The sequence below is a fragment of the Streptomyces sp. NPDC015130 genome (genome assembly GCF_043080005.1).
In the GTDB taxonomy this organism is placed as follows: Bacteria; Actinomycetota; Actinomycetes; order Streptomycetales; family Streptomycetaceae; genus Streptomyces.
This window is the reverse complement of sequence record NZ_JBIBVC010000001.1, coordinates 529,437-552,885: the sequence shown is the minus strand read 5'-3', so window position 1 is coordinate 552,885 and position 23,449 is coordinate 529,437. Positions and strand designations below refer to the sequence as shown.

Below are 23,449 nucleotides of genomic sequence, written 5' to 3'. Positions count from 1 at the left end.
AGCCCCGCCCGACGAGACCGGCCCGGCGACCGGAACAGGTCCGCCGGCCGGGACCGGTCCGCCTGACGAAACCGGTCCGGCGGCCGGGACCGGTCGTCCGACCGGTGCCGTTCCAGCGGCCCGCGGTCACGCCGACCCCCCGACCGCCGGCTCCCCGCCCACCGCGTCCTCCACGAGGGCCGTCGCATCCTCCGCGAGGGCCGCCGCGTCCGCCCGCAGGGTCAGCCCCATGCCCCGGGGGCCCGGTGCGGACACCTCCACCGTCACCCGCCACAGCTCGCCCGACCGCGTCACCGCCACCCGGGCGCCCTCGGGCGCGGCGGCCCGTGCGGCCGCCTCGGCGCCGGCGACCGGTTCGGAGCGGGCCGCCGCCCTGGCCCCCGCCCGCGCCGCGTCCACGCACCGGATCTGCGCGGCGGCCGCGGCCAGCGCCCAGAGCAGGGTCACCGTGAACAGCGCGACGACGGGCAGGACCATCGCCGCCTCGACGGTCACGAACCCCCGGTCAGAACGGCGCATCGAGGGCCTTGCCGATCACCGACTCGAGCGCTCCCGACACGGTCCCGCCCGTCACGAGCTTGTAGAGGACCGCGGCGAAGGCCGCCGCGGCGATCGTGCCCACCGCGTATTCGGACGTCGTCATCCCCGAGTCGGACCGCAGGCCCCGCCGCCGGGCCCGCCACCACTCCCGCACCGCACTCACCGGCCCCCTCCTCTCCGGGCGGCTCGCCGCCACCCCGCCGGTCACGCCCGCGCCCGTCTTCGCGCCCGTCGTGCTCACCGTGTTCGTCATGTCGATCTCCTTCTCTCGCCTTGTCCTCGTCATCGGTCCATCAGTCCCGTCGCCAGCCCGATCACCACGGGCGCCACCCCCACCGCCAGGAACGCGGGCAGGAAGCAGAGCCCCACGGGCGCGCTGATCAGCACCTGCGCCCGGCGGGCGCGGGCCGCGGCAGTCCGGGCCCGGGCGGCCCGCAGGCCGGCCGCGTGCCGTGCGACGGCCTCCGCCGCGGGTGCCCCCGAGGAACCGGCCCGCTCCATGCAGCGGGCCAGCTCTTCGGCGCCCGGTATCGCGCCGAACCTCCGCCACACCTCGGCCGGTTCGCCGCCCAGCCGCAGTTCGGCCGCCGTACGGGTCAGACGCTCACCGAGCGGCCCGCCGAGCGAGCGGCCCACGGCCTCCGCCGCCTCTCCCGGCCCCGCCCCCGCGGAGGCACAGGCGGCCAACAGATCGGCCGCGAGCGGAAGGTGACGCCCCGCCGACTCGGCCTCCCCGGACAGCACGGCCGTCCGCTTCCGGGTCCGCCGCCATCGCTCTCCGCAGGCCGCCAGGACTCCGGCGCCCAGTCCTCCGAGCCCGCCGAGGAGCGCCCAGCCGGCGAGCCCGGCCGCGAGCGGCACGGCCCACCGCTGCACCCCGGTCGACCACCGGCCCCCGGCCCTCCGGGCCCCCGGGCTGCTACCGGGCCGTGGCGCGGACGCCGCCAGCAGCCCGTCCACCCGCCGCCGCATGCCCCGCGCCCGCCGCTCGCGCAGCACTTCACGCCCGGCCTGCACGCACAGCACCATCAACAGGACCAGGAGTCCCGCGACCTGAGCAGCGCCCGTCATGCCCGCTCCCCTCCCCGGACGATCCGCGCGGCCCACCACAGACCGGCCGCCTCCAGCGCACCGCCCACCGCCAGGCACCCCAGGCCCGCCGGGGTGTGCAGGAGCACCCGCAGAGGATCGGCGCCCAGCGCCGCGCCGAGGGCGAGCCCCGCCGCCGGCAGCACCGCGAGGACCGTCACCGTCGCCCAGGCCCCGGCCAGCTCGGCCCGCAACCGCTCCCGCTGCTCGTGGTGGTCCCGCAGGGCCGCCTCCAGCCGATCGAGCCCCGCCGCCAGGCCCGCACCCCCGTCCACGGCCACCTGCCAACAGGCCGCCAGACCGGCGAGCCCGTCGGCGCCGTCCTGCCGGGCCGCCCGCCGCAACACCTCGGGCACGTCCCCGCCGAACCGGGCCGCCGCGAGCACCGCCGCCTCCTCGTCACCCAGCGCGCCCGTCCGCCGGGCGGCGAAGGACAACGCCTGTGCGGGCTGCCAGCCGGCCCTCAACTCCCCGGAGACGGCCCCGCAGAGGGCCACCACCCGCCCGGCACGCGCCTCGCACTCCTTCCGCCGCTGGGCCGCCCTCAGCCGCCGCGCCACGACCGGCACCGCGACCGCCCCGGCGAGCAGCGGCAGCGGCGACCCGCTCAGCAGAGCGACCGTCCCCGCCACCGGCAGACACAGCCAGGAGCGCCGCCTCCGCACCGAGGCCCGCCACCGCGCCCCGGCCGCCGCCCACCGCGCGCGGAGCTCGTCCCACTCCCGGGCCCCGTCCGGCACGACACCCGCGAGCACCATGCGGGCCCGGGCCGTCCCGCGCCGCCACTCGACGAGCCCCCACAGGCCGAGCACCGCGCAGAGCACCGCCGCGCCCTCCGCCACGGCCCGCACCGTCACCGCCTCCGCGATCACCACGTCCCGCCTCCGGTCAGCGAATTCAGCCGCTCCCAGCCCCGCTCCCGCTCGAACCCGGCGGCACCCCACCGCAGCGCGGGCACCGTCCGGACGAGCCCGTCGCGGTCCCGCTCCAGGACGTGGAGCTCGGCGATCCTCCGCCGCCCGTCCCGGTCCCGCACGAGGTGGAGCACCACGGACAGACCGGCGCCCAACTGGCTGTGCAGGGCCGCCCTGTCGAGCCCGGCCGCGGTCCCGAGCGCCTCGAGACGGGCCGGCACGTCCGCCGCGGTGTTGGCGTGGACCGTCCCGCAGCCGCCTTCGTGGCCCGTGTTGAGCGCGGCGAGCAGGTCCACCGCCTCGCCGCCTCTGACCTCGCCGACCACCAGCCGGTCGGGCCGCATCCGCAGGGCCTGGCGGACCAGGTCCCGCAGGGTCACGAGACCGGCGCCCTCCTGGTTCGGGGGCCGCGCCTCCAGGCGCACCACGTGCGGGTGGTCCGGCCGCAGTTCCGCCGAGTCCTCGGCGAGCACGATCCGCTCCCGATGGCCCACGAGACCCAGCAAAGAGGCGAGCAATGTGGTCTTCCCGGTCCCGGTACCGCCGCTGACCAGGTACGACACGCGGGCGTCGATCAGCGCCCGCAGGACCCGGTCCCCGCCCGGCGGCACGGTGCCCGCCTTGGCCAGCTCCTCCAGGGAGTAGGCGCGGGGGCGCACGACCCGCAGCGACAGACAGGTCGAGCCGACCGCCACCGGGGGCAGCACCGCGTGCATGCGGGTGCCGTCGGGCAGCCGCGCGTCCACCCAGGGCCGGGCGTCGTCGAGCCTGCGTCCCGCCACCGCGGCGAGCCGCTGCGCGAGCCTGCGGACGGCGGCGGCGTCGGGGAAGGCCACCGGGGCCCGCTCCAGGCCGGTGCCCCGGTCCACCCAGACCCGGTCGGGCGCAGAGACCAGGACGTCGGTGACCGCCGGATCGGCGAGCAGCGGCTCCAGGGGGCCGGTCCCGATCAGCTCGGACCTGAGCTCCTCTGCCGCGCCGAGCACCTCCGCGTCGCCGAGCAGTCGTCCCTGCGCCCGCAGTGCCGCCGCCACCCGCGCGGGTGTCGGTTCGGCCCCGCTCGCCGCGAGCCGCTGCCGCACGGCGTCGAGCAGCCCCGCACCGCCGGCCCCGAGCCGGCCGCCGTCCACGACGGCGGTCCCGGTCATGCCGCACCGCCGGGGGCGAGGGCGCGCTCCCAGAAGGCGGCGCAGAACCGGCCGAGCGCCCCTCGGGGCTCCGCGCCCGGCGGCAGGCCCGCGTCCTGGTCGGCGACGATCCCCGGGTCGTAGGGCAGTTCGCCGGCGAGCGGCAGCCGCAGCGCGTCGGCGACCCAGCGCTCGTCGAGCCCCGCCGCGTACGGCCCGCGGACCACGGCCCGGAGGTCGCGCACGACCATGCCGAGAGCCGAGGCCACCCGGTGGGCCGCCGCGACGGCCCGCAGCTCGCCCGGGACGACGAGCAGTCCGAGGTCCAGCTGGGCCAGGGCCTCGGTGGCCGCCTCGTCGGTGCCGCGCGGCAGGTCGACCACGACGACCCCGCCGCGCCGGCGAGCGGCGGCGAGCACGGACCGCACGGCCTCGGGCGGCACCGGCGCGGCGGGCTCCCTGCCCCAGCTGAGCACCCGCACACCGCGCACGGCGGGCAGGGACTCCTCCAGGGCTCCGCCGGCCAGCCGTCCCTTGGAGGCCGCGAAGTCGGGCCAGCGTCTGCCGTCCTCGCGCTCGCCGCCGAGCAACACGTCGAGGCCCCCGCCCAGCGGGTCTCCGTCGACGAGCAGGGTGCGCCGGCCGGTCCGCGCGGCGGCCAGCGCGAGGCCGCAGGCCAGCGTGGAGGCGCCCGCGCCGCCCCGGCCTCCCACGACCCCGACGGTCAGCGCCTGTCGTCCCACGCCCTCGGCCGCGTCGGCGATGCGGTCGACGAGGACGCTCTCGGCCTCCGGCAGCCGCAGCACGGACTCCGCGCCGACCTCGACGGCCAGCCGCCAGACCCCGGGGTCGTCCCGCTCACGGCCGACGAGGACGACTCCCGGGCGACGTGCCGCCGCCCGGCAGCGGGCCGCCGAGTCGTCGCCGACCAGGACGAGCGGCGGGTCGGTCCAGCTCGCCCGCCGCTCCGGCACGCGGTGGTGCACCTCGGGTTCCGCTCCGGCCGCCGCGCACAGCCGGAGCAGGTCGTCGAGGAGCGCGAGGTCCTCGGTGACGATCAGCGGCCCGGTCCGGCGCGCCTCGCCCGCGGCCCCGGCCGGGACCGCCGCGCCCACGGCCGCGCTCCCTCCGGCCCTCGCCGCACTCCTGGCCCCGGAAGTCCTCGTTCCCTCCACGGCGCACACCCCTCTCGTGATTCCTGTCGTCCGCGAACTTCGCGTCAGGAATCACCGTGAGGCCGTACCGGAAATCCTGGAGATCTCACCGAAAAACTGTGGATAACCGAGGGTCTGTGAATATCTACGCCACCCCTCCGGGGACTCCCCGGAGCGCAGCCCGACGGTTACCGTCAGTGATGAATCAAGCGCTCGGCGGCAGACCGGCCGAAGCGCGACCGAGGCGCGCAGAGAGAGGAATCCGCGATGAAACGGAGGGCCGAAACGGCTCCGGACATGCGACGACCCCCGCCGGGGGGGAGAGCGGGGGTCGTCTTTCCGGCCGACTCGGGGGGGGAGGAGCCGGACCGGGTTAGCACGGTCGCGAACGATCCGTGACTTCCATGGTGTACCCGAGAGCCTTCTCAGGCAAACCCACGCGCCCCAGCGTACGCCGAATGGCGGGCACCTATGCTCAGGCTTGTGGAAAACCACTCCTTGCCGCGCACAGCCGCCTTCTTTGACCTGGACAAGACGGTCATTGCGAAGTCCTCGACGCTGACCTTCAGCAAGTCCTTCTACCGGGGCGGGCTGATCAGCCGCCGCGCCGCCCTGCGGACGGCCTACATCCAGTTCGTGTTCCTGGTGGGCGGAGCCGACCACGACCAGATGGAGCGGATGCGCGAATATCTCTCCGCGCTCTGCAAAGGCTGGAACGTCGCCCAGGTCAAGGAGCTCGTCGCCGAGACCCTGCACGACCTGATCGACCCGATCATCTACGACGAGGCCGCCTCCCTCATCGAGGAGCACCACGCCGCCGGCCGCGACGTCGTGATCGTCTCCACGTCCGGCGCCGAGGTCGTCGAGCCGATCGGCGAGATGCTCGGAGCCGACCGCGTCGTGGCCACCCGGATGGTGGTCGGGGAGGACGGCTGCTTCACCGGTGAGGTGGAGTACTACGCCTACGGGCCGACGAAGGCCGAGGCCGTCCGGGAGCTCGCGGAGTCGGAGGGGTACGACCTGTCCCGCTGCTACGCCTACAGCGACTCCGCGACCGACATCCCCATGCTGGAGGCCGTCGGTCACCCGTTCGCCGTCAACCCCGACCGGACCCTGCGCCGCGAGGCCGTCGCCCGTGAATGGCCGGTGCTCGCGTTCCACAAGCCGGTGCGTCTCAAGCAGCGACTGCCGGAGTTCCGGATGCCGCCCCGACCCGCGCTCGTCGCCGCCGCGGCCGTGGGTGCGGCGGCGGCCACGGCCGGACTCGTCTGGTACGCCTCCCGGCGCCGCCAGGCCGCGCTGACCCATCGCCTCGCCGGCGACTTTGCCCGAATTTGAGCAATGAGCAAAGAAGCGGAGCCAGCACTTTCGCTTCCCCGCGGACAGGAGTAGAAAGGAATCAGGCCCGCGAGACCGAGGACATCCGAGAGGATCACCTGTTGAGCATGAAGGCCCCACGGACCTAGCACAGAAACCGAGCACCCACGCGACGTCGACCCGTCGATTACGGGCCAGCCGCACCAGGCCAAGGGCAAAGTACCCGGCCTGATGGGCACTTATCGAGGACGCATGGTAACTGGGTAGACGTGCCAGCGGCGGTACCAGACCTGGTGCCGCCGCAACCCGTTCAGGGCCGGTTCAGGCCGCGCCGCGCTGGAGCGCCTCGCAGACGGCCGTCGACTCCCGGACCCCGAGTTCGACCGAGCGGCCGCAGTGCGCGATCCAGCCGCCCACACCCTCCGGGGTGCCCGACAGATACCCCTCGAACGCGGCAAGGTACTCCGCCGTCCCCTGCTCGGCGTGGCCGACCTCGGCCGGACAGATCGCCTTGGGGTCGAGACCGCTGCCGACCAGCACGATCCGCTCCGCCGCCCGCGCGACCAGACCGTTGTACGAGGTGAAGGGGCGCAGGGCGAGGAGTTCGCCGTGCACGATCGCGGCTGTCACGAGCGCCGGGGCCTCGCCGCCGGCGACGATCAGCTCCGCGAGCCCGTCGAGCCGGCCGGCCACCTCGGAGGGCGACGGCAGCGGGGCGTCGATCAGGGGTTCGTCGACGGTCTCGCCGTCGAGCCGGGGCCGCCCGACCGTGTCGGCGGCGGCGCCTTCCGGGATTGCCGTGTCACCCGAGGCGACCAGGTGCAGCCGGGCGAGCACCCGCATGGGCGACTGGCGCCAGATGGAGAGGAGCTGCCCGGCCTCCGCGCCCAGTCGCAGGGCGGCGCCGACCGTGCGGGCCTCGGCGTCGGCGCTGAAGTCGGAGCGCCGACGGACCTCCTCCAGCGCCCAGTCGGCACCGGAGAGGGCGGCGGAGCCGCGCGCGCCGCGCAGTGCGGCCTCGGAGGAGATCTCGTTGCTGCGACGGCGCATCACGCGGTGGCCGTAGACCCGGTCGACGGCCTTGCGTACGGAGTCCACCGCGTCGGCGACGCCCGGCAGGGAGCCGAGGGCGGCCAAGGGGTCAGAGGCGTGCGTACTCATAAGTAGGGAGGCTACGCGCCCCGGCGGCCCGCCCCACGATGGAGTGGTCTTCTTCACGCACCTTGACCACGCGAAGCATCCGTGCGGCTACGCTAGGTGAACATGAAGATCGCTTTCGTCGGGAAGGGCGGCAGCGGCAAGACCACGCTGTCCTCGCTCTTCATCCGCCACCTCGCAGCCACCGAGTCCCCGGTCGTCGCCGTCGACGCCGACATCAACCAGCACCTGGGCGCCGCGCTCGGGCTGCCCGAGCCCGAGGCCGCCGCGATGCCCGCGATGGGCGCGCACCTGCCGCTCATCAAGGAGTACCTGCGGGGCTCGAACCCGCGGATCGTCTCCGCCGACACGATGATCAAGACGACGCCGCCCGGGGAGGGTTCACGGCTGCTGCGGGTGCGCGAAGACAATCCGGTCTACGAGGCCTGCGCGCGCACGGTCGCGCTCGACGACGGCGACGTCCGGCTGATGGCGACCGGCCCCTTCACCGAGTCGGACCTCGGGGTCTCCTGCTACCACTCGAAGGTCGGCGCGGTGGAGCTGTGCCTCAACCACCTGGTCGACGGGGCCGACGAGTACGTGGTCGTCGACATGACGGCGGGCTCGGACTCCTTCGCCTCCGGCCTCTTCACCCGCTTCGACATGACCTTCCTGGTCGCCGAGCCGACCCGCAAGGGTGTCTCGGTCTACCGCCAGTACAAGGAGTACGCGAGGGACTTCGGCGTCGCGCTCAAGGTCGTCGGGAACAAGGTGCAGGGCGAGGACGACCTCGACTTCCTGCGCGCGGAGGTCGGCGACGACCTGCTGGTGACCGTGGGCCATTCGGACTGGGTCCGTGCAATGGAGAAGGGCCGCCCGCCCCGCTTCGAGCTCCTGGAGGCGGAGAACCGCATGTCGCTCCAGGCCCTCCAGGACGCGGCCGACGACTCGTACGCCCACCGCGACTGGGACCGCTACACCCGCCAGATGGTCCACTTCCACCTGCGCAACGCCGAGAGCTGGGGCAACGCCAAGACCGGGGCCGACCTGGCGGCGCAGGTCGACCCCGGGTTCGTACTCGGCGAGCCCCTGACCGCGGGGCGGCTCGGCTGACGCGCCGCGTACGCGGGGACAAGGGGGCCCGGGGCCGGCCTGCCGGCGCAGGTCGGCCCCGGGTTCACGGTGCGCGAAGGGCTCAGCCTCGCTCGGACCGCTTGGCGCCGGGGGCCGGGGCGGCCGCCGGGGCGGGGGGCTGGGCGGCCAGGAAGGTCTGCCAGCCGCCCTGCGGGGCCTCGCCCACCTTCAGGGTGCGCATCTTGGCGACGACCTCGGGGTCCTGGGCGTCGAGCCAGTCGGCGAGCTGCCGGAAGGACACGCACTCGACGTCCTTCTGCACGCAGACCGTCGCGATGGTCTCCTCGATGGCGCGCATGTACGTGCCGCCGTTCCAGGACTCGAAGTGGTTGCCGATGATCAGCGGCGCTCGGTTGCCCCGGTAGGAGCGCTCGAAGGCCTGCACCAGGCCGTCCCGCATCTGGTCCCCCCAGTACGCGTGCTGCGAGGGGTCGCCCTGGGTCGTGCCGGGGGACTGGTTGACGAGGAAGTTGTAGTCCATGGAGAGCGTCTGGAAGGCGCGGCCGGGGACCGGCACGAGCTGCATCGACAGGTCCCAGAGACCCAGGTCCTTCTTGGGCCAGATCTGGTCGTTGACGCCGCTCGTGTCGTAGCGGAAGCCCATCTCCGCCGCGGCCTGGACGAAGTTCGTCCGGCCCTCCAGGCAGGGGGTGCGGGCGCCGACGAGCTCCTTGTCGTAGTCGAAGGGGAGCGGCTGCTCCGCGCTCAGCCCGGCGTTCGTCTTCCAGTTCTTGACGAAGGACTTGGCCTGGTTGATCTCGCTCTTCCACTCCTCCGGCGACCAGTTGCCGACGCCCGACTCCTTCCCGCAGAAGTGGCCGTTGAAGTGGGTGCCGATCTCGTTGCCCTCCAGCCACGCCGCACGCAGTTCGCGGACGGTGTCGCGGATCCCCTCGACGTCGTTGAAGCCGATGTCGGAGCGTCCCGCGCTGTGCTGCGGAGGGTCGTAGAGCTTCCGCTTCTCCTCGGGCAGCAGGTACACGCCGCTCAGGAAGTACGTCATGGTCGCGTCGTACTTCCGGCCGACCGAACGGAAGTGGGAGAACAGCTTCTGGCTGTCCTCGCCCGCGCCGTCCCACGAGAAGACCACGAACTGCGGCGGGGTCTCCCCCGGCTTGAGCCGCTGCCAGACCGGCTGGCGGGGCTGGGCTCCGGTGAAGGCCGTGGAGCCGTCGCCGATCAGGCGGACCGCGTTCGGCGGCGCCGCGGCCGGGGCCTTCTTGGCGCCCGCGCCACCCACCGGGGGCTTCGTGGAGGTGCCGTCGGAGCCCGAGCAGCCGGCGAGGCCGGTGATCAGGGCGACCGCGAGGGCACCGGCGGCGAGCACCCTCTTACGGACGGCCTTGTGGACGGCCCCGTGGACGCCCACGTGGACGGCCTTGTGGACTGCGGTCCTTCTCCCGGCGGCTGGCATCCGCCCACCTCTCCTCGAAGCACGTGTTCCGTACGAGCGGCATCCCGTACGAGCGGCGTCAACGTCGCACCACACCTGCCGGAGAGATGAAACGACAAGCGGCATTCCGTTTGGCTATCACCGGAACCGGTGAATCATTGCCCTGTTTGCCCCGAAAATAATGCCGGAGACTTTACTCTCCATTACGATCCATTTACCGAGCGTTGATCCTCCCCATCCCGAGGGTCCAGCCGGAATCCCGCCGCTGCACGCCGTGACCCACGGCCGCGACCCCCCACGTTCGTCCCGCACGAGCCGCGACCGCGCCGCCCCGGAGGAGACGGGAACATGACCCTCTGCACCCCTGCCCGCAAGCCCACCCACCACAAGACCAACCGGCCCAGGGCCCAGCGCCCCCACGGACCGCCGGGCGGACCGCGCCGCCTCCGCATCGCGGGCGCCGACCTGTCCGCCTCGATCGCCGTCTTCCTGATCGCCCTGCCGCTCTCGCTCGGCATCGCGCTCGCCACCGGAGCGCCGCTCCAGTCCGGGCTGGTCGCCGCCGCCGTCGGCGGCCTCGTCGCCGGCCGGTTCGGCGGCTCCCCGCTCCAGGTGAGCGGCCCCGCGGCGGGCCTCACCGTCGTGACCGCCGAGCTCATCCAGCGGTACGGCTGGCGCACCACCTGCGCCATCACGGTCCTCGCCGGACTCGCCCAACTCGGTCTCTCCGCCCTCCGCGTGGCCCGTTCCGCGCTCGCCGTCTCACCCGCGATCGTGCACGGCATGCTGGCCGGGATCGGCGTCACCATCGCCCTCGCGCAGCTCCACATCGTGCTCGGCGGCACGCCGCAGAGCTCCGTCGTGGACAACGTCCTGGGCCTGCCGGCCCAGTTGGCGCACATCCACCCGTCGGCGCTCGCCATCAGCGCCCTCACCGTGACCGTGCTGCTGTCCTGGCCGAGACTCCCGGGCAGGGCCGGCCGGCTCGTACGAAAGGTCCCCGCCGCGCTCGTCGCGGTGGCCGGGGCGACGGCGGTGGCCGTCGTCGCCGGACTCTCCGTACCCCGTGTCGACCTGCCCTCCTGGAGCAGCCACGCGCTGCCCGGCCTGCCCGAGGGGCCGGTCCTCGGCATCGCCGCCGGGGTGCTCACGATCACGCTGGTCACGAGCGTGCAGTCGCTGCTCTCCGCCGTCGCGGTCGACAAGCTGGTCACCGCCCGCGCCGACCACGGCCGAAGCGTCCCCCGCTCCCACCTCGACCGGGAGCTCGCCGGACAGGGCGCGGCCAACATGGTCTCCGGGGCGCTCGGCGGACTGCCGGTCGCGGGGGTCGCGGTCCGCAGCGTCGCCAACGTCTCGGCGGGAGCGGTGAGCCGGACCTCCACCATGCTCCACGGCCTGTGGATCGTGCTGGCGGCCCTGCTGCTCGTCCCCGTGCTCGACCTCATCCCGCTCGCCGCACTCGCCGCGCTCGTCATGGTGGTCGGCATCCAGATGGTCAGCATCACCCACATCCGTACGGTCACCCGGCACCGCGAGGTCGTCGTCTACGCGGTGACGCTGGCCGGTGTCGTCCTCGTCGGCATCCTGGAGGGCGTCGCCCTCGGCATCGCCGTGGCCATCGCCGTCGCCCTGCACCGGCTCGCCCGTACGCGGATCAGCCGCGAGGAGCGGGACGGCAACCAGCTGCTGCGCGTGCGGGGCCAGCTGACCTTCCTCGCCGTCCCCCGGCTGAGCCGAGCCCTGCACCAACTACCCCAGGGATCCCACGTCGTGGTCGAACTCGACGGGTCCTTCATGGACCACGCCGCCTACGAGACACTGAGCGAATGGACGACCGGGCACCTCGCCCACGGCGGGACGGTCGAGACGACCGGCCCGTCCGGCGCCCGGATCGCCGAGCCCTCCCCCGCCGCGGCCGCCGCCTCCGCCGCGCATGCCTGCTGCCGCCCCTGGACCCCGTGGCACAACCACCAGTGCGGGGAGCTGCCGGCCGACGGACCGGCCGCCCCGGAGGAAGGGCCCGAGAGGCCGGACGCGCCCGCCGAGGCCCGGCGGACGTCGGGGCTGCACCTGGCCAGCGGCATCGGCAAGTTCCAGCGGAACACCGCCCCGCTGGTGCGGGACGAGCTCGCCCGGCTCGCCCGCGAGGGCCAGCGCCCTTCGCAGCTCTTCCTGACCTGCGCGGACTCCCGGCTGGTCACCAGCATGATCACGTCCAGCGGCCCGGGCGACCTCTTCACCGTGCGCAACGTCGGCAACCTCGTCCCCCTCCCCGGCGAGGAGAGCGGGGACGACTCGGTGGCGGCGGCGATCGAGTACGCGGTGGACGTGCTCCAGGTCGCGTCGATCACGGTGTGCGGCCACTCCGGCTGCGGCGCGATGCAGGCCCTGCTGGGCAGCGGCCCCGACGATCCGGCGGTGCCGCCGACCCCGCTGCGGCGCTGGCTGCGGCACGGCCGGCCGAGCCTGGAGCGGATGGCGAGCCGGCGGCACGCCTGGGCCCGGATCTCCGGACGGCTGCCGGCCGACGCGGTCGAGCAGCTCTGCCTGACCAACGTGGTGCAGCAGCTGGAGCACCTCAGGGCGTACGAATCGGTGGCGCGCCGGCTGGCCGAGGGCAGCCTCACGCTGCACGGCGTGTACTTCCACGTGGGCGAGGCGCAGGCCTACCTGCTCTCCGGCACGGACGAGGTGCACAGTTACGACGACGTCTTCACCCAGGTCATGCCGGCGGCCCCGAGCGCGCCGGACGCCGGCGGGACGGAGCCCGGAGCGACGGAGGCGAGGGAGGCCGAGGCCGGAGCGGCGACCGGTCGCGGGCCGGTCGTCTGGGAGCCCGCGCGCGCGTCCTGAACCATCCGGCGCCCCCGTCCGTGAGACTGTGTGGCCCCTTTCTCCCACCGCTCGGGAGCGAGGGGCCACATCGCGTCAAGTCACTCACAGGTCTAAACCAATTCTCCGGAGACTCTTGTCACCCGGGCATCTGACTGATGAGGTATGACGCGGGACACATACGCACAGAGGACGCCCTGGGAAAGGGAGATGTCGTGAGCAACGAATCCTTGGCCAACCTGCTCAAGGAAGAGCGGCGGTTCGCGCCGCCCGCCGAGCTGGCCGCGGACGCCAATGTGACGGCGGAGGCGTACGAGCAGGCCAAGGCGGACAGGCTGGGCTTCTGGGCCGAGCAGGCCAAGCGCCTGACCTGGGCCACCGAGCCGACCGAGACGCTCGACTGGTCGAACCCGCCGTTCGCCAAGTGGTTCGCGGACGGCGAGCTCAACGTGGCGTACAACTGCGTCGACCGCCACGTCGAGGCCGGCCACGGCGACCGGGTCGCCATCCACTTCGAGGGCGAGCCGGGCGACAGCCGCGCCATCACCTACGCCGAGCTCAAGGACGAGGTCTCCAAGGCGGCCAACGCCCTGACCGAGCTGGGCGTCCGCAAGGGCGACCGGGTCGCCGTCTACCTGCCGATGATCCCCGAGGCGGCCGTCACGATGCTGGCCTGCGCCCGCGTCGGCGCCGCCCACTCGGTGGTCTTCGGCGGCTTCTCCGCCGACGCCGTCGCCTCCCGCATCCAGGACGCCGACGCCAAGCTGGTCGTCACCGCCGACGGCGGCTACCGCCGCGGCAAGCCGAGCGCCCTCAAGCCGGCCATCGACGAGGCCGTCGCCAAGTGTCCGCAGGTCGAGCACGTCCTCGTGGTCCGCCGTACGGGCCAGGACACCGCCTTCACCGAGGGCCGCGACGTCTGGTGGGACGACATCGTCGCCCGCCAGTCCACGGAGCACACCCCGGAGGCCTTCGACGCGGAGCACCCGCTCTTCATCCTCTACACCTCCGGCACCACGGGTAAGCCGAAGGGCATCCTGCACACCTCCGGCGGCTACCTCACCCAGGCCGCGTACACGCACCACGCCGTCTTCGACCTCAAGCCGGAGACCGACGTCTACTGGTGCACCGCCGACATCGGCTGGGTCACCGGTCACTCGTACATCGTCTACGGCCCGCTGGCCAACGGCGCGACGCAGGTCATGTACGAGGGCACCCCGGACACCCCGCACCAGGGCCGGTTCTGGGAGATCGTGCAGAAGTACGGCGTCACGATCCTCTACACGGCGCCCACCGCGATCCGCACGTTCATGAAGTGGGGCGACGACATCCCCGCGAAGTTCGACCTGTCCAGCCTCCGCGTGCTGGGCTCGGTCGGCGAGCCGATCAACCCCGAGGCCTGGGTCTGGTACCGCGAGCACATCGGCGCCAACAAGACCCCGATCGTGGACACCTGGTGGCAGACCGAGACCGGCGCGATGATGATCTCGCCGCTGCCGGGCGTCACCGAGACGAAGCCGGGCTCCGCCCAGCGCCCGCTGCCCGGCATCGCCGCGACCGTCGTCGACGACGAGGCGAACGAGGTGCCGAACGGCGGTGGCGGCTACCTGGTCCTCACCGAGCCGTGGCCGTCGATGCTCCGCACGATCTGGGGCGACGACCAGCGCTACATCGACACGTACTGGTCCCGCTTCGAGGGCAAGTACTTCGCCGGTGACGGCGCCAAGAAGGACGAGGACGGCGACATCTGGCTGCTCGGCCGGGTCGACGACGTCATGCTCGTCTCGGGCCACAACATCTCGACCACCGAGGTCGAGTCCGCGCTCGTCTCGCACCCGTCGGTGGCCGAGGCGGCCGTCGTCGGCGCCGCCGACGAGACCACCGGCCAGGCCATCGTCGCCTTCGTCATCCTGCGCGGCTCGGCCAGCGAGGACGAGAACCTCGTCGCCGACCTGCGCAACCACGTCGGCGCGACCCTCGGCCCGATCGCCAAGCCGAAGCGGATCCTGCCGGTCGCGGAGCTGCCGAAGACCCGCTCGGGCAAGATCATGCGCCGGCTGCTCCGCGACGTCGCGGAGAACCGGGAGCTGGGCGACGTCACGACCCTGACCGACTCCTCGGTCATGTCGCTCATCCAGACCCAGCTGCCGTCCTCCTCCAGCGAGGACTGACCGAGGCCGGTCGAGGACCTCACCGAGGCCGGTGCAGGACCGGATCGAGGCCGGTCCAGGACCGATCGACACGGAAACGCCCGTCCCGAACCTTCGGGGCGGGCGTTTCCGTGTGCCCCGCCCGAAGGGACGAAAGCCGTGAACATCCATAAAGTGAATCCCACCAGAGAACCCCGCCGGACACATCCCCCGCTCGTTAGGTAAAGTAAGGATCGCGTCAGGAACGCGTCAGAAAGACCCAGGTGAGCCGGGAAGTCTGGTCGGCATGTGCTTCGCCCTGCCTGCCCGACGGAGGAATCCCACGTGTCTGCGCCCACCGACCGCAAGTTCCTCGGCCGGCTCTCCCTGCCCGAGCGGCGCTACCTCACCGACGCCCTGCGCACCGAGACCGTCGGCGGCGTACTGCTCCTCGTCGCCGCCGTCGCCGCCCTCATCTGGGCCAACACCCCCGCGGCGGACAGCTACAAGGCCGTACAGGACTTCCACATAGGCCCCGCCGCCCTCGGCCTCGACCTGTCCGTCCAGCACTGGGCGGCCGACGGCCTCCTCGCCGTCTTCTTCTTCGTCGCCGGCATCGAGCTCAAGCGCGAGCTCGTCGCGGGCGAGCTGCGCGACCCCAAGGCCGCCGCGCTCCCCGTCATCGCCGCGATCTGCGGCATGGCCGCGCCCGCCCTCGTCTACGCCCTGGTCAACACCGTCGGAAACGGCTCGATGGACGGCTGGGCCGTGCCCACCGCGACCGACATCGCCTTCGCGCTCGCCGTCCTCGCCGTCATCGGCACCTCGCTGCCGTCCGCGCTGCGCGCCTTCCTGCTCACCCTCGCCGTCGTCGACGACCTCTTCGCGATCCTGATCATCGCGATCTTCTTCACCAGCGACCTGAACTTCGCCGCGCTCGGCGGCGCCCTCGCCGGACTCGCCGTCTTCTGGGTACTGCTCCGCAAGGACGTCCGCGGCTGGTACGTGTACGTCCCGCTGGCCCTCGTCATCTGGGCCCTCATGTACAACAGCGGCGTCCACGCCACCATCGCCGGCGTCGCGATGGGCCTGATGCTGCGCTGCACCACCCGCGAGGGCGAGGAGCACTCCCCCGGCGAGCACATCGAGCACCTCGTACGACCGCTCTCGGCCGGGCTCGCCGTCCCGCTGTTCGCGCTCTTCTCCGCCGGTGTCGGCGTCACCGGCGGGGCACTCGGGGACGTCTTCACCCAGCCGATCACCCTCGGCGTCGTCCTCGGCCTGGTCGTCGGCAAGGCCATCGGCATCTTCGGCGGCACCTGGCTCGCCGCCCGCTTCACCCGGGCCGAGCTCAACCCCGAACTGACCTGGCCGGACGTCTTCGCCGTCGCGTCCCTCGCCGGCATCGGCTTCACCGTCTCGCTGCTCATCGGCGAACTGGCCTTCGCCGACGACGCCGCCCTCACCGACGAGGTGAAGGCCGCCGTCCTCGTCGGCTCCCTCATCGCGGCCGTCTGCGCCTCCGTCCTGCTGAAGCTCCGGGTCCGCAGGTACCGCTCGCTCATCGCCGAGGAGGAGCGCGACGACGACCAGGACGGCATCCCCGACATCTACGAGGAGGACGACCCGGCGTACCACGTACGCATGGCGGAGATCTACGAGAGGAAGGCCGCGGAGCACCGCGAGCGCGCCCGAGCGGCGGGGGCATCGCGCGACGACGCCGACCGTCCGGCATGATCTGAGTCGGACCGTAGAAGTCGGACCGTGGAAGAGGACTCGCACCCGTGTGGAGAGCCTCGGACCGCAGAAGAGAAGAGGGAGCAGCGATGAGCGACCCGTTCGACGGCACCGAGCGCAGCCTCGGCCAGCTGGTCGCCTCGGCGACCGCCGAGATGTCCGCGCTGGTGCACGACGAGATCGCCCTGGCCAAGGCCGAGGTCAAGCAGGACGTCAAGCGCGGCGCGATCGGCAGTGCCGCGGGCATCGCCGCCGGCGTCGTACTGCTGTTCTCGCTGCCGATGCTGAGCTTCGCGCTCGCCTACGCCATCAACACCTGGACCGGCGGGCACAACGGCAACGGGGGCTGGAACCTCGTCTGGTGCTTCCTGCTCTCCTTCGCGGCGAACGTGCTGCTCGCGGGCCTCCTCGGCTTCGTGGCGTACGCCAAGTTCCGCAAGGTGAAGCCGCCGGAGAAGTCCATCGCCTCCGCGAAGCAGACGGCTGCCGTGATCGCCACGGTGAAGCCCCACCCGCGCCCGGAGGCGGCCAAGGCGCTGGACAAGGCCTCCGCTGTGGCACGCTCGTCCGTATGACCCTCCCCGAGAGCAGCAGCGGCAACGGCGGGCCCGTCCGGCTCGACGGGCCGTGGACCCATCGCGACGTGGCCGCCAACGGCGCCCGCTTCCACATCGCCGAGATGGGCGACGGCCCGCTGGTGCTGCTCCTGCACGGCTTCCCGCAGTTCTGGTGGACCTGGCGCCACCAGCTGCCGGCCCTCGCCGACGCGGGGTTCCGGGCCGTCGCGATGGACCTGCGCGGGGTGGGCGGCAGCGACCGCACCCCCCGGGGTTACGACCCCGCCAATCTGGCCCTCGACATCACCGGCGTCATCCGCTCCCTCGGGGAGCCGGACGCGGCGCTCGTCGGGCACGACCTGGGCGGCTACCTCGCCTGGACGGCGGCCGTCATGCGGCCCAAGCTGGTGCGCCGTCTGGCCGTCTCCTCCATGCCGCACCCGCGCCGCTGGCGCTCGGCGATGCTCGGCGACTTCGCGCAGTCGCGGGCCGGCTCGCACATCTGGGGCTTCCAGCGGCCGTGGCTGCCGGAGCGCCGGCTCGTCGCGGACGACGCGGCGCTCGTCGGGGAGCTGATCCACGAGTGGTCGGGGCCGCGCCCCGCCGACGAGGAGGCCGTCGAGACGTACCGGCGGGCGATGCTGATCCCGTCGACGGCGCACTGCTCGATCGAGCCGTACCGCTGGATGGTGCGGTCCCTGGCCCGCCCCGACGGCATCCAGTTCAACCGGCGCATGAAGCGGCCCGTACGGGTTCCGACGCTGCACCTGCACGGCTCCCTGGACCCGGTGATGCGGACCCGCAGCGCGGCCGGCTCGGGCGAGTACGTGGAGGCGCCGTACCGCTGGCGGCTCTTCGACGGTCTGGGCCACTTCCCGCACGAGGAGGACCCGGTGGCCTTCTCCACGGAGCTCGTCAGCTGGCTGAAGGACCCCGAGCCCGACCGCTGACACACCGTCCGCACCCTGTCCGGCCCGGCTTCTGACGTACAGCCGGCCACGCGGAGAACACACCTCGGACACCCGTGGGGCACACCGCGGACGCACGGCCGACGCACAACAGACGCACAGGAATGCGTCGAACGGCAATGTGCCCCGCGCATACTCCAATTGGCGGGCCCCCGGGCGGTTACCGACCTTGGGGCACGGGCAGACGTCGAGGTATGGGCTGGACGCACGACTACAGTGACACAGCACGCAACCGCCGCTCGGCCGCTGGGCCGGGCTCCCGAGAGAGGGGTGGCCCGCAGGATCAGGGCCACGCGCGCACCGTGCCAGAGGTAGGGATCTCACGCATTCTGCGTCGCCGGGCGCGATGGGTCTCGGCCCGGCTCCGGCATCCACGCGACACCCCTTAGGGGATACGGGTACGGCACCCGGGGCGGCGCCTCGCTACAGCGCGCAGCCCTGGGTGTCGACCTGCTGGACGGCGGTCCGACCGCGCTCGATGTCCTCGCGGATCTCGTCGACCGTCAGGGCGTAACCCGTGTTCACGTCGTCGAGGGAGCGGGCGAAGATCACTCCGGACACCTCGCCGTCCTCGGTCAGGAGCGGACCGCCGGAGTTGCCCTGGCGCACCGTCGCGTACAGCGAGTACACGTCCCTGCGCACCTCGTCCCGCTGGTAGATGTCGGGACCCTTGGCGCTGATACGGCCCCGCACACGCGCCGAGCGCACGTCGTACGCGCCGTTCTCCGGGAAGCCCGCGATGATCGCCCCGTCGCCGCTGCGGGCGTCCTGCTCGGTGAAGTTCAGCGGCTGCGCCTTGAGGTCCGGCACGTCCAGGACGGCGATGTCGCGCTGCCAGTCGTAGAGGACGACCTTCGCGTCGTAGAGCTTGCCCTCACCGCCTATCTGGACGGTCGGCTCGTCGACCCCGCCGACGACGTGGGCGTTGGTCATGACCCGGCGGTCGGCGAAGACGAAGCCGGTGCCCTCGAAGACCTTGCCGCAGCTCTGCGCCGTGCCGACGACCTTCACGATGGACCGCTGGGCGCGGGCGGCGACGGGGCTGTCGGCGAGCTCCGGGTCGGGCGGGGTGACCGGGGTGATCTGCTCGTTGGCGAAGGGGCTGAAGACCGGGGGGAAGCCGCTGCGGGCCAGCATGGAGCTGAAGTCGTCGAACCAGCTGGACGCCTGATCGGGCATCACCTGCTCGACCCCGAGCAGCACCTTGGAGTTCCGCACCTCCTTGCCCACGGTGGGCAGCGAGGTCCGCGCCAGGGCCGAGCCGATCAGCCAGGCCACCAGCAGCATCGCGACGACGTTGACCAGCGCGCCGCCGGTGGCGTCCAGGGCGCGCACGGGTGACCAGGTGATGTGCCGACGGAGCTTGTTGCCCAGGTGGGTGGTGAACGCCTGCCCGACCGAGGCGCAGATGATGACCACCATCACGAAGACGACCGTCGCCGTGGTCGACACCTCGCTGTTGTCCGTCAGCTGGTCCCAGAGGACCGGGAGCAGCAGGACGGCGACGAGGCCGCCGCCGAGGAACCCGACCACCGACAGGATGCCGACCACGAATCCCTGGCGATATCCGATGACGGCGAACCACACGGCGGCGAGCAGCAACAAGATGTCCAGCACGTTCACCGTCGATAGCCTCGCAAATTCGTTTCGGTCGCCCGGGATCAGACTGTCATGAGCGCCAGTCGAGCGGGACCTGCTTGGACCGGTCCCAGGGGCGCTCCCAGCCCGAGTAGTGCAGTAGCCGGTCGATCACTCCGGCCGTAAAACCCCAGACCAGAGCGGACTCGACCAGGAAGCCGGGCCCCTGGTGGCCGCTCGGGTGGACGGTCGTCGCGCGGTTCGCGGGGTCCGTGAGATCCGCCACGGGCACGGTGAAGACGCGGGCGGTCTCGCCGGGGTCGACGACCCCGACCGGGCTGGGGACGCGCCACCAGCCGAGGACGGGGGTGACGACGAAGCCGCTGACCGGGATGTAGAGCTGCGGCAGCACGCCGAAGATCTGGACGCCCGCCGGGTCGAGCCCGGTCTCCTCCTGGGCCTCCCGCAGTGCGGCGCGCAGCAGCCCGCCGTCCGCCGGGTCGCCGTCCTCGGGGTCGAGGGCGCCGCCCGGGAAGGAGGGCTGCCCGGCGTGCGAGCGGAGGCTGCCGGCGCGCTCCATGAGCAGCAGCTCGGGCCCGCGCTCGCCCTCGCCGAAGAGGACGAGGACGGCGGACTGGCGGCCGGCGCCGCTCGCGGGCGGCAGGAAGCGGCTCAGCTGCTCGGGCGCGACCGTGCGCGCGGCCCGGTCGACGGGGCCGAGCCAGCCGGGCAGGCCGCCTCTGTCGAGCAGACCGCCGTGGCCGGGGGCTCCGGCCCCGTCGCCGTGCACGTGCTCGTCGTGGATCTCTTCGTCAGTGCGCGTCATAGGCACCCCGTGTTTCACAACGCGATCGATGGACGTGTTCGTTCCCCGCGGGCCTGGAGCCTAGGGAACGGGAGGTTCCTGCTGCCCGGCGGCGCTCCGGCCGCTCGGACGTGGCGGGTGTGGCGGACGTGGCGGGCGGCAGCCGGCGTGGCGGGCGCTCGGGCGTGGCGGGCCCGGACTCGGGCGCTCCGGTGGTCCGGCGCCCGCGCGCAGGCCGCCCGCGCTCAGCCGCTCAGGCTCAGCCGCTCGTGCCCAGTGGGGGCGCGGGGCGGCCCGGGTAGCCGGGCGGCGGGTCGAGCCGCTGGCCGGGGAAGCCGCCCATCTCGTACTTGAGCAGCTTCCTCGCCTTCTCCGGATCCGTCTCGCCCTCTCCGTACGAGGGGCAGAGGTGGGTGATCGGGCAGGCGCCGCACGCGGGCTTGCGGGCGTGGCAGATCCGGCGGCCGTGGAAGATCACCCGGTGCGAGAGCATGGTCCACTCGCTCTTCGGGAAGATCTCGGCGATCTCCGCCTCGATCTTGACCGGGTCCTCCTGCTCGGTCCACCGCCAGCGCCGGACGAGGCGCATGAAGTGGGTGTCGACGGTGATGCCCGGGACGCCGAAGGCGTTGCCGAGGACGACGAACGCGGTCTTCCGGCCGACGCCGGGCAGCTTGACGAGGTCCTCCAGGCGGCCGGGGACCTCCCCGCCGAAGTCGTCTCGCAGGGCGGCGGCCAGGCCCATGATCGACTTGGTCTTGGCCCGGAAGAAGCCGGTCGGACGGATCAGCTCCTCGACCTCCTCCGGCACGGCGGCGGCGAGGTCCTCGGGCGTGGGGTACTTCGCGAAGAGCGCCGGGGTGGTCTGGTTGACCCGCAGGTCGGTGGTCTGCGCGGAGAGGACCGTGGCGACGAGCAGCTCGAAGGGGTTCCGGAAGTCGAGCTCCGGATGGGCGTACGGGAAGACCTCGGCCAGTTCGCGGTTGATCTTCCGCGCCCGCCGCACCATCGCGAGCCGCGACTCGGGCTTGACGCCCCGAACCTTCCGATTCGGGGCCTTCACCCGTTTCGACACGCCGTGTTCGCCCACAGCGGAATTACCTTCGGCCGACACTCTTTCAGCCCCCTTGGCCTGCGCTCTCACCGGCGAGTTGGACACCCGGCCAGCCTAGGGGCCACCACCGACATCCGCCGTGGGCACGGCCGATCGGAGCCCAATCGGGCCCCTGCCGTACGCACGGGTAGCCAAGTGCGTCAAACTTGTTGTGATTGATCGCACTGTTTTGTGCGTCCGGCATCATGGGACCCAGGTCCTTTGAGCAGGTCGACAGTATGGAGAGAACTCGTGGACGACGTTCTGCGGCGCGCCCCGCTCTTCGCGGCGCTCGATGACGAGCAGGCCGCCGAGCTGCGCGCCTCGATGAGTGAGGCGACGCTCGCCCGTGGCGACGCGCTGTTCCACGAAGGCGACCCCGGTGACCGCCTGTACGTGGTCACCGAAGGCAAGGTCAAGCTGCACCGCACCTCCCCCGACGGCCGCGAGAACATGCTGGCGGTCCTCGGCCCCGGCGAGCTCATCGGCGAGCTGTCCCTCTTCGACCCGGGCCCGCGCACCGCGACCGCGACGGCGCTGACCGAGGTCAAGCTGCTCGGCCTCGGGCACGGCGACCTCCAGCCCTGGCTGAACGCCCGCCCGGAGGTGGCCACCGCTCTGCTCCGCGCTGTCGCCCGCCGGCTGCGCAAGACCAACGACCAGATGTCGGACCTGGTCTTCTCCGACGTGCCGGGCCGTGTCGCCCGCGCGCTCCTCGACCTGTCGCGCCGCTTCGGCGTGCAGTCGGAGGAGGGCATCCACGTCGTCCACGACCTCACCCAGGAGGAGCTGGCCCAGCTGGTCGGCGCCTCCCGCGAGACGGTCAACAAGGCGCTCGCCGACTTCGCCCAGCGCGGCTGGCTGCGCCTGGAGGCCCGCGCCGTGATCCTGCTGGACGTCGAGCGCCTCGCGAAGCGCTCGCGGTAGGCAGACCCGCGCGTACCCCCGTACGCACCTCCGTACGTACGCGGAAGGCCGCCCCGGTCCGAGGACCGGGGCGGCCTTCCGTGCGTCAGGGCGCGGACCGTCAGCGCTTGGAGCCGTCCACGATCACCGGGGCCGAGCTGCCGCCGGCGCAGGGCACCGTGTAGATCGCGTTCTTCGAGGCGGCCTCCTTGAACGCGTCGATGCACTGGTTCATGAGGACCTTGTCCGTCAGCGAGTCGTTGAGGATCTTGTTGGCGCGGGCGATGCCCTCCGCCTCGATCCGGCGCCGGTCGGCCTCGGCCTTGGCCGTACGGGCGGCCTCGGTGGCCCGCTCGGTGGCCTGCTGCTGCTGGATCTTGCGGTCGATCTGGGCCTGGAGCGAGTCCGAGGGCTTCACGTTGCGCAGGTTGACGGTGGTCACGTCGATGCCGCGCGGGGCCAGGCGCTCCTTGATCAGGGAGCCGATCTCGGCGTTGATCTTCTCGCGGTCGGAGGCGTACCCCTGCTCGCTGGTGTAGCGGGCGAAGACGTTACGGACGATCTCCCGGCTGTCCGGGTAGACCAGCCGCTGCTGGATGGCGTCCTCGCTGCCCGCGAGCTTGTACAGCTCGACGGACTTGGACGGGACGACGGCCCACTTCACCGTCACCTCGGCGTACATGACACCGCCCTGCGAGGAGCGGACCTCGACCACGTCCTTGTCGGAGAGGTTGAGGTCGACGGGGCGGGTCGAGAAGGTCGTGACGTCGGTGAACGGCGACTTCACGTGCATGCCCGAGGTCATGGGCGAGCCGACCTTGCCGAAGGCGACCGGCACACCGACCTCGTACGCGCTGATCACGTACGTCATGCTCACGATCAGCGAGAAGACACCGGCCAGGACGGCGCCGAGGGCGCCGAACTTCAGCCCCTTCGAGCCGCTGGCGCGGCCGACGAAATAGAGCACCACTGCGGCGATGACCAGCAGGATGGCGATGACGAACACGGGCGTTCCCCCCGAAAGCTACGGCCAGAA

21 protein-coding genes are annotated in these 23,449 nt (G+C 72.7%); 9 read left to right on the top strand and 12 right to left on the bottom strand.

Features of this window, described 5'->3' with window-relative positions:
- Nucleotides 1-126: 126 nt before the first annotated feature.
- The 6 genes from ACF08F_RS02665 to ssd are packed head-to-tail and all read right to left on the bottom strand — an operon-like array spanning nt 127 to nt 4,785.
- The gene (locus tag ACF08F_RS02665; protein ID WP_392296663.1) at nt 127-495 is read right to left on the bottom strand and encodes a TadE family type IV pilus minor pilin; all 369 of its coding nucleotides are present in this window, start codon (nt 493-495) and stop codon (nt 127-129) included.
- A gap of 10 nt (nt 496-505) precedes the next feature.
- The gene (locus tag ACF08F_RS02660) at nt 506-793 is read right to left on the bottom strand and encodes a DUF4244 domain-containing protein (protein ID WP_392296662.1); all 288 of its coding nucleotides are present in this window, start codon (nt 791-793) and stop codon (nt 506-508) included.
- A 29-nt stretch (nt 794-822) separates the two neighbouring features.
- Nucleotides 823-1,611 (bottom strand): type II secretion system F family protein, encoded by a 789-nt coding sequence (locus ACF08F_RS02655; RefSeq protein ID WP_392296661.1) that lies wholly within the window; start codon nt 1,609-1,611, stop codon nt 823-825.
- Entirely contained in the window at nt 1,608-2,498 is an 891-nt protein-coding gene (locus ACF08F_RS02650; protein WP_392296808.1) for a type II secretion system F family protein, read from the bottom strand. The genes ACF08F_RS02655 and ACF08F_RS02650 overlap by 4 nt, the downstream gene beginning before the upstream one ends.
- Nucleotides 2,498-3,691, bottom strand: a complete 1,194-nt coding sequence (locus ACF08F_RS02645) for a TadA family conjugal transfer-associated ATPase (protein ID WP_392296660.1) — start codon at nt 3,689-3,691, stop codon at nt 2,498-2,500. The genes ACF08F_RS02650 and ACF08F_RS02645 overlap by 1 nt, the downstream gene beginning before the upstream one ends.
- Nucleotides 3,688-4,785 carry a septum site-determining protein Ssd gene (gene ssd / locus ACF08F_RS02640; protein WP_392296659.1) on the bottom strand — a complete coding sequence of 366 codons (1,098 nt, stop codon included), beginning with the start codon at nt 4,783-4,785 and terminating at the stop codon, nt 3,688-3,690. The genes ACF08F_RS02645 and ssd overlap by 4 nt, the downstream gene beginning before the upstream one ends.
- A 510-nt stretch (nt 4,786-5,295) precedes the next feature.
- Here ssd and ACF08F_RS02635 point away from each other — a divergent pair.
- Nucleotides 5,296-6,162, top strand: a complete 867-nt coding sequence (locus tag ACF08F_RS02635; protein ID WP_392296658.1) for an HAD family hydrolase — start codon at nt 5,296-5,298, stop codon at nt 6,160-6,162.
- Between the two features lie 300 nt (nt 6,163-6,462).
- Here the strand turns inward: ACF08F_RS02635 and ACF08F_RS02630 are convergent, their stop codons facing one another.
- Nucleotides 6,463-7,302 carry an oxidoreductase gene (locus ACF08F_RS02630; RefSeq protein ID WP_392296657.1) on the bottom strand — a complete coding sequence of 280 codons (840 nt, stop codon included), beginning with the start codon at nt 7,300-7,302 and terminating at the stop codon, nt 6,463-6,465.
- 102 nt (nt 7,303-7,404) lie between these two features.
- On the opposite strand from ACF08F_RS02630, the gene ACF08F_RS02625 reads away from it, so the two are divergent.
- Nucleotides 7,405-8,391 carry an ATP-binding protein gene (locus ACF08F_RS02625; RefSeq protein WP_392296656.1) on the top strand — a complete coding sequence of 329 codons (987 nt, stop codon included), beginning with the start codon at nt 7,405-7,407 and terminating at the stop codon, nt 8,389-8,391.
- Nucleotides 8,392-8,473: 82 nt separating this feature from the next.
- Here the strand turns inward: ACF08F_RS02625 and ACF08F_RS02620 are convergent, their stop codons facing one another.
- Nucleotides 8,474-9,826, bottom strand: a complete 1,353-nt coding sequence (locus tag ACF08F_RS02620) for a hypothetical protein (protein ID WP_392296655.1) — start codon at nt 9,824-9,826, stop codon at nt 8,474-8,476.
- Nucleotides 9,827-10,153: 327 nt separating this feature from the next.
- On the opposite strand from ACF08F_RS02620, the gene ACF08F_RS02615 reads away from it, so the two are divergent.
- The 6 genes from ACF08F_RS02615 to ACF08F_RS02590 all read left to right on the top strand — a co-directional run bounded on the left by ACF08F_RS02615 (nt 10,154) and on the right by ACF08F_RS02590 (nt 18,420).
- The gene (locus tag ACF08F_RS02615; RefSeq protein ID WP_392296654.1) at nt 10,154-12,661 is read left to right on the top strand and encodes a SulP family inorganic anion transporter; all 2,508 of its coding nucleotides are present in this window, start codon (nt 10,154-10,156) and stop codon (nt 12,659-12,661) included.
- 194 nt (nt 12,662-12,855) lie between these two features.
- Nucleotides 12,856-14,811, top strand: coding sequence for an acetate--CoA ligase (acs, locus tag ACF08F_RS02610; protein WP_392296653.1), 1,956 nt, complete (start codon nt 12,856-12,858; stop codon nt 14,809-14,811).
- 303 nt (nt 14,812-15,114) lie between these two features.
- Nucleotides 15,115-16,506 carry a Na+/H+ antiporter NhaA gene (gene nhaA, locus ACF08F_RS02605; protein WP_392296652.1) on the top strand — a complete coding sequence of 464 codons (1,392 nt, stop codon included), beginning with the start codon at nt 15,115-15,117 and terminating at the stop codon, nt 16,504-16,506.
- Nucleotides 16,507-16,595: 89 nt separating this feature from the next.
- The gene (locus tag ACF08F_RS02600) at nt 16,596-17,081 is read left to right on the top strand and encodes a phage holin family protein (protein ID WP_392296651.1); all 486 of its coding nucleotides are present in this window, start codon (nt 16,596-16,598) and stop codon (nt 17,079-17,081) included.
- A complete protein-coding gene (locus ACF08F_RS02595; protein ID WP_392296650.1) occupies nt 17,078-18,013 on the top strand; it encodes an alpha/beta fold hydrolase in 936 nt (311 codons plus the stop codon). Before ACF08F_RS02600 ends, ACF08F_RS02595 begins: the two co-directional genes overlap by 4 nt.
- A gap of 212 nt (nt 18,014-18,225) precedes the next feature.
- The gene (locus ACF08F_RS02590) at nt 18,226-18,420 is read left to right on the top strand and encodes a hypothetical protein (RefSeq protein WP_150268771.1); all 195 of its coding nucleotides are present in this window, start codon (nt 18,226-18,228) and stop codon (nt 18,418-18,420) included.
- Between the two features lie 34 nt (nt 18,421-18,454).
- Here ACF08F_RS02590 and ACF08F_RS02585 read toward each other — a convergent pair whose 3' ends face one another.
- From ACF08F_RS02585 to nth, 3 genes are all read right to left on the bottom strand, one after another.
- Nucleotides 18,455-19,654 (bottom strand): MarP family serine protease, encoded by a 1,200-nt coding sequence (locus ACF08F_RS02585; RefSeq protein WP_392296649.1) that lies wholly within the window; start codon nt 19,652-19,654, stop codon nt 18,455-18,457.
- Between the two features lie 46 nt (nt 19,655-19,700).
- Nucleotides 19,701-20,435: an NUDIX hydrolase gene (locus ACF08F_RS02580; RefSeq protein WP_392296648.1), complete on the bottom strand. Its 735-nt coding sequence runs from the start codon at nt 20,433-20,435 to the stop codon at nt 19,701-19,703.
- Nucleotides 20,436-20,673: 238 nt separating this feature from the next.
- The gene (nth, locus tag ACF08F_RS02575) at nt 20,674-21,504 is read right to left on the bottom strand and encodes an endonuclease III (protein ID WP_392296647.1); all 831 of its coding nucleotides are present in this window, start codon (nt 21,502-21,504) and stop codon (nt 20,674-20,676) included.
- Between the two features lie 255 nt (nt 21,505-21,759).
- Between nth and ACF08F_RS02570 the strand changes: the two genes are divergently transcribed.
- Complete coding sequence (locus tag ACF08F_RS02570; protein WP_015034542.1) at nt 21,760-22,434, top strand: Crp/Fnr family transcriptional regulator; 675 nt, start codon at nt 21,760-21,762, stop codon at nt 22,432-22,434.
- A 100-nt stretch (nt 22,435-22,534) separates the two neighbouring features.
- On the opposite strand, the gene ACF08F_RS02565 is transcribed toward ACF08F_RS02570, so the two are convergent.
- A complete protein-coding gene (locus ACF08F_RS02565; RefSeq protein ID WP_392296646.1) occupies nt 22,535-23,419 on the bottom strand; it encodes an SPFH domain-containing protein in 885 nt (294 codons plus the stop codon).
- Nucleotides 23,420-23,449: the final 30 nt, after the last annotated feature.

Excerpts from the sequence above, each read along its gene's own strand:
- ACF08F_RS02660 (WP_392296662.1), bottom strand. The coding sequence starts at position 793 with ATGACGAACACGGTGAGCACGACGGGCGCGAAGACGGGCGCGGGCGTG.
- ACF08F_RS02655 (WP_392296661.1), bottom strand. The coding sequence starts at position 1,611 with ATGACGGGCGCTGCTCAGGTCGCGGGACTCCTGGTCCTGTTGATGGTG.
- ACF08F_RS02645 (WP_392296660.1), bottom strand. The coding sequence starts at position 3,691 with ATGACCGGGACCGCCGTCGTGGACGGCGGCCGGCTCGGGGCCGGCGGT.
- ACF08F_RS02635 (WP_392296658.1), top strand. The coding sequence starts at position 5,296 with ATGCTCAGGCTTGTGGAAAACCACTCCTTGCCGCGCACAGCCGCCTTC.
- ACF08F_RS02630 (WP_392296657.1), bottom strand. The coding sequence starts at position 7,302 with ATGAGTACGCACGCCTCTGACCCCTTGGCCGCCCTCGGCTCCCTGCCG.
- ACF08F_RS02625 (WP_392296656.1), top strand. The coding sequence starts at position 7,405 with ATGAAGATCGCTTTCGTCGGGAAGGGCGGCAGCGGCAAGACCACGCTG.
- ACF08F_RS02620 (WP_392296655.1), bottom strand. The coding sequence starts at position 9,826 with ATGCCAGCCGCCGGGAGAAGGACCGCAGTCCACAAGGCCGTCCACGTG.
- ACF08F_RS02615 (WP_392296654.1), top strand. The coding sequence starts at position 10,154 with ATGACCCTCTGCACCCCTGCCCGCAAGCCCACCCACCACAAGACCAAC.
- ACF08F_RS02600 (WP_392296651.1), top strand. The coding sequence starts at position 16,596 with ATGAGCGACCCGTTCGACGGCACCGAGCGCAGCCTCGGCCAGCTGGTC.
- ACF08F_RS02595 (WP_392296650.1), top strand. The coding sequence starts at position 17,078 with ATGACCCTCCCCGAGAGCAGCAGCGGCAACGGCGGGCCCGTCCGGCTC.
- ACF08F_RS02590 (WP_150268771.1), top strand. The coding sequence starts at position 18,226 with ATGGGCTGGACGCACGACTACAGTGACACAGCACGCAACCGCCGCTCG.
- ACF08F_RS02580 (WP_392296648.1), bottom strand. The coding sequence starts at position 20,435 with ATGACGCGCACTGACGAAGAGATCCACGACGAGCACGTGCACGGCGAC.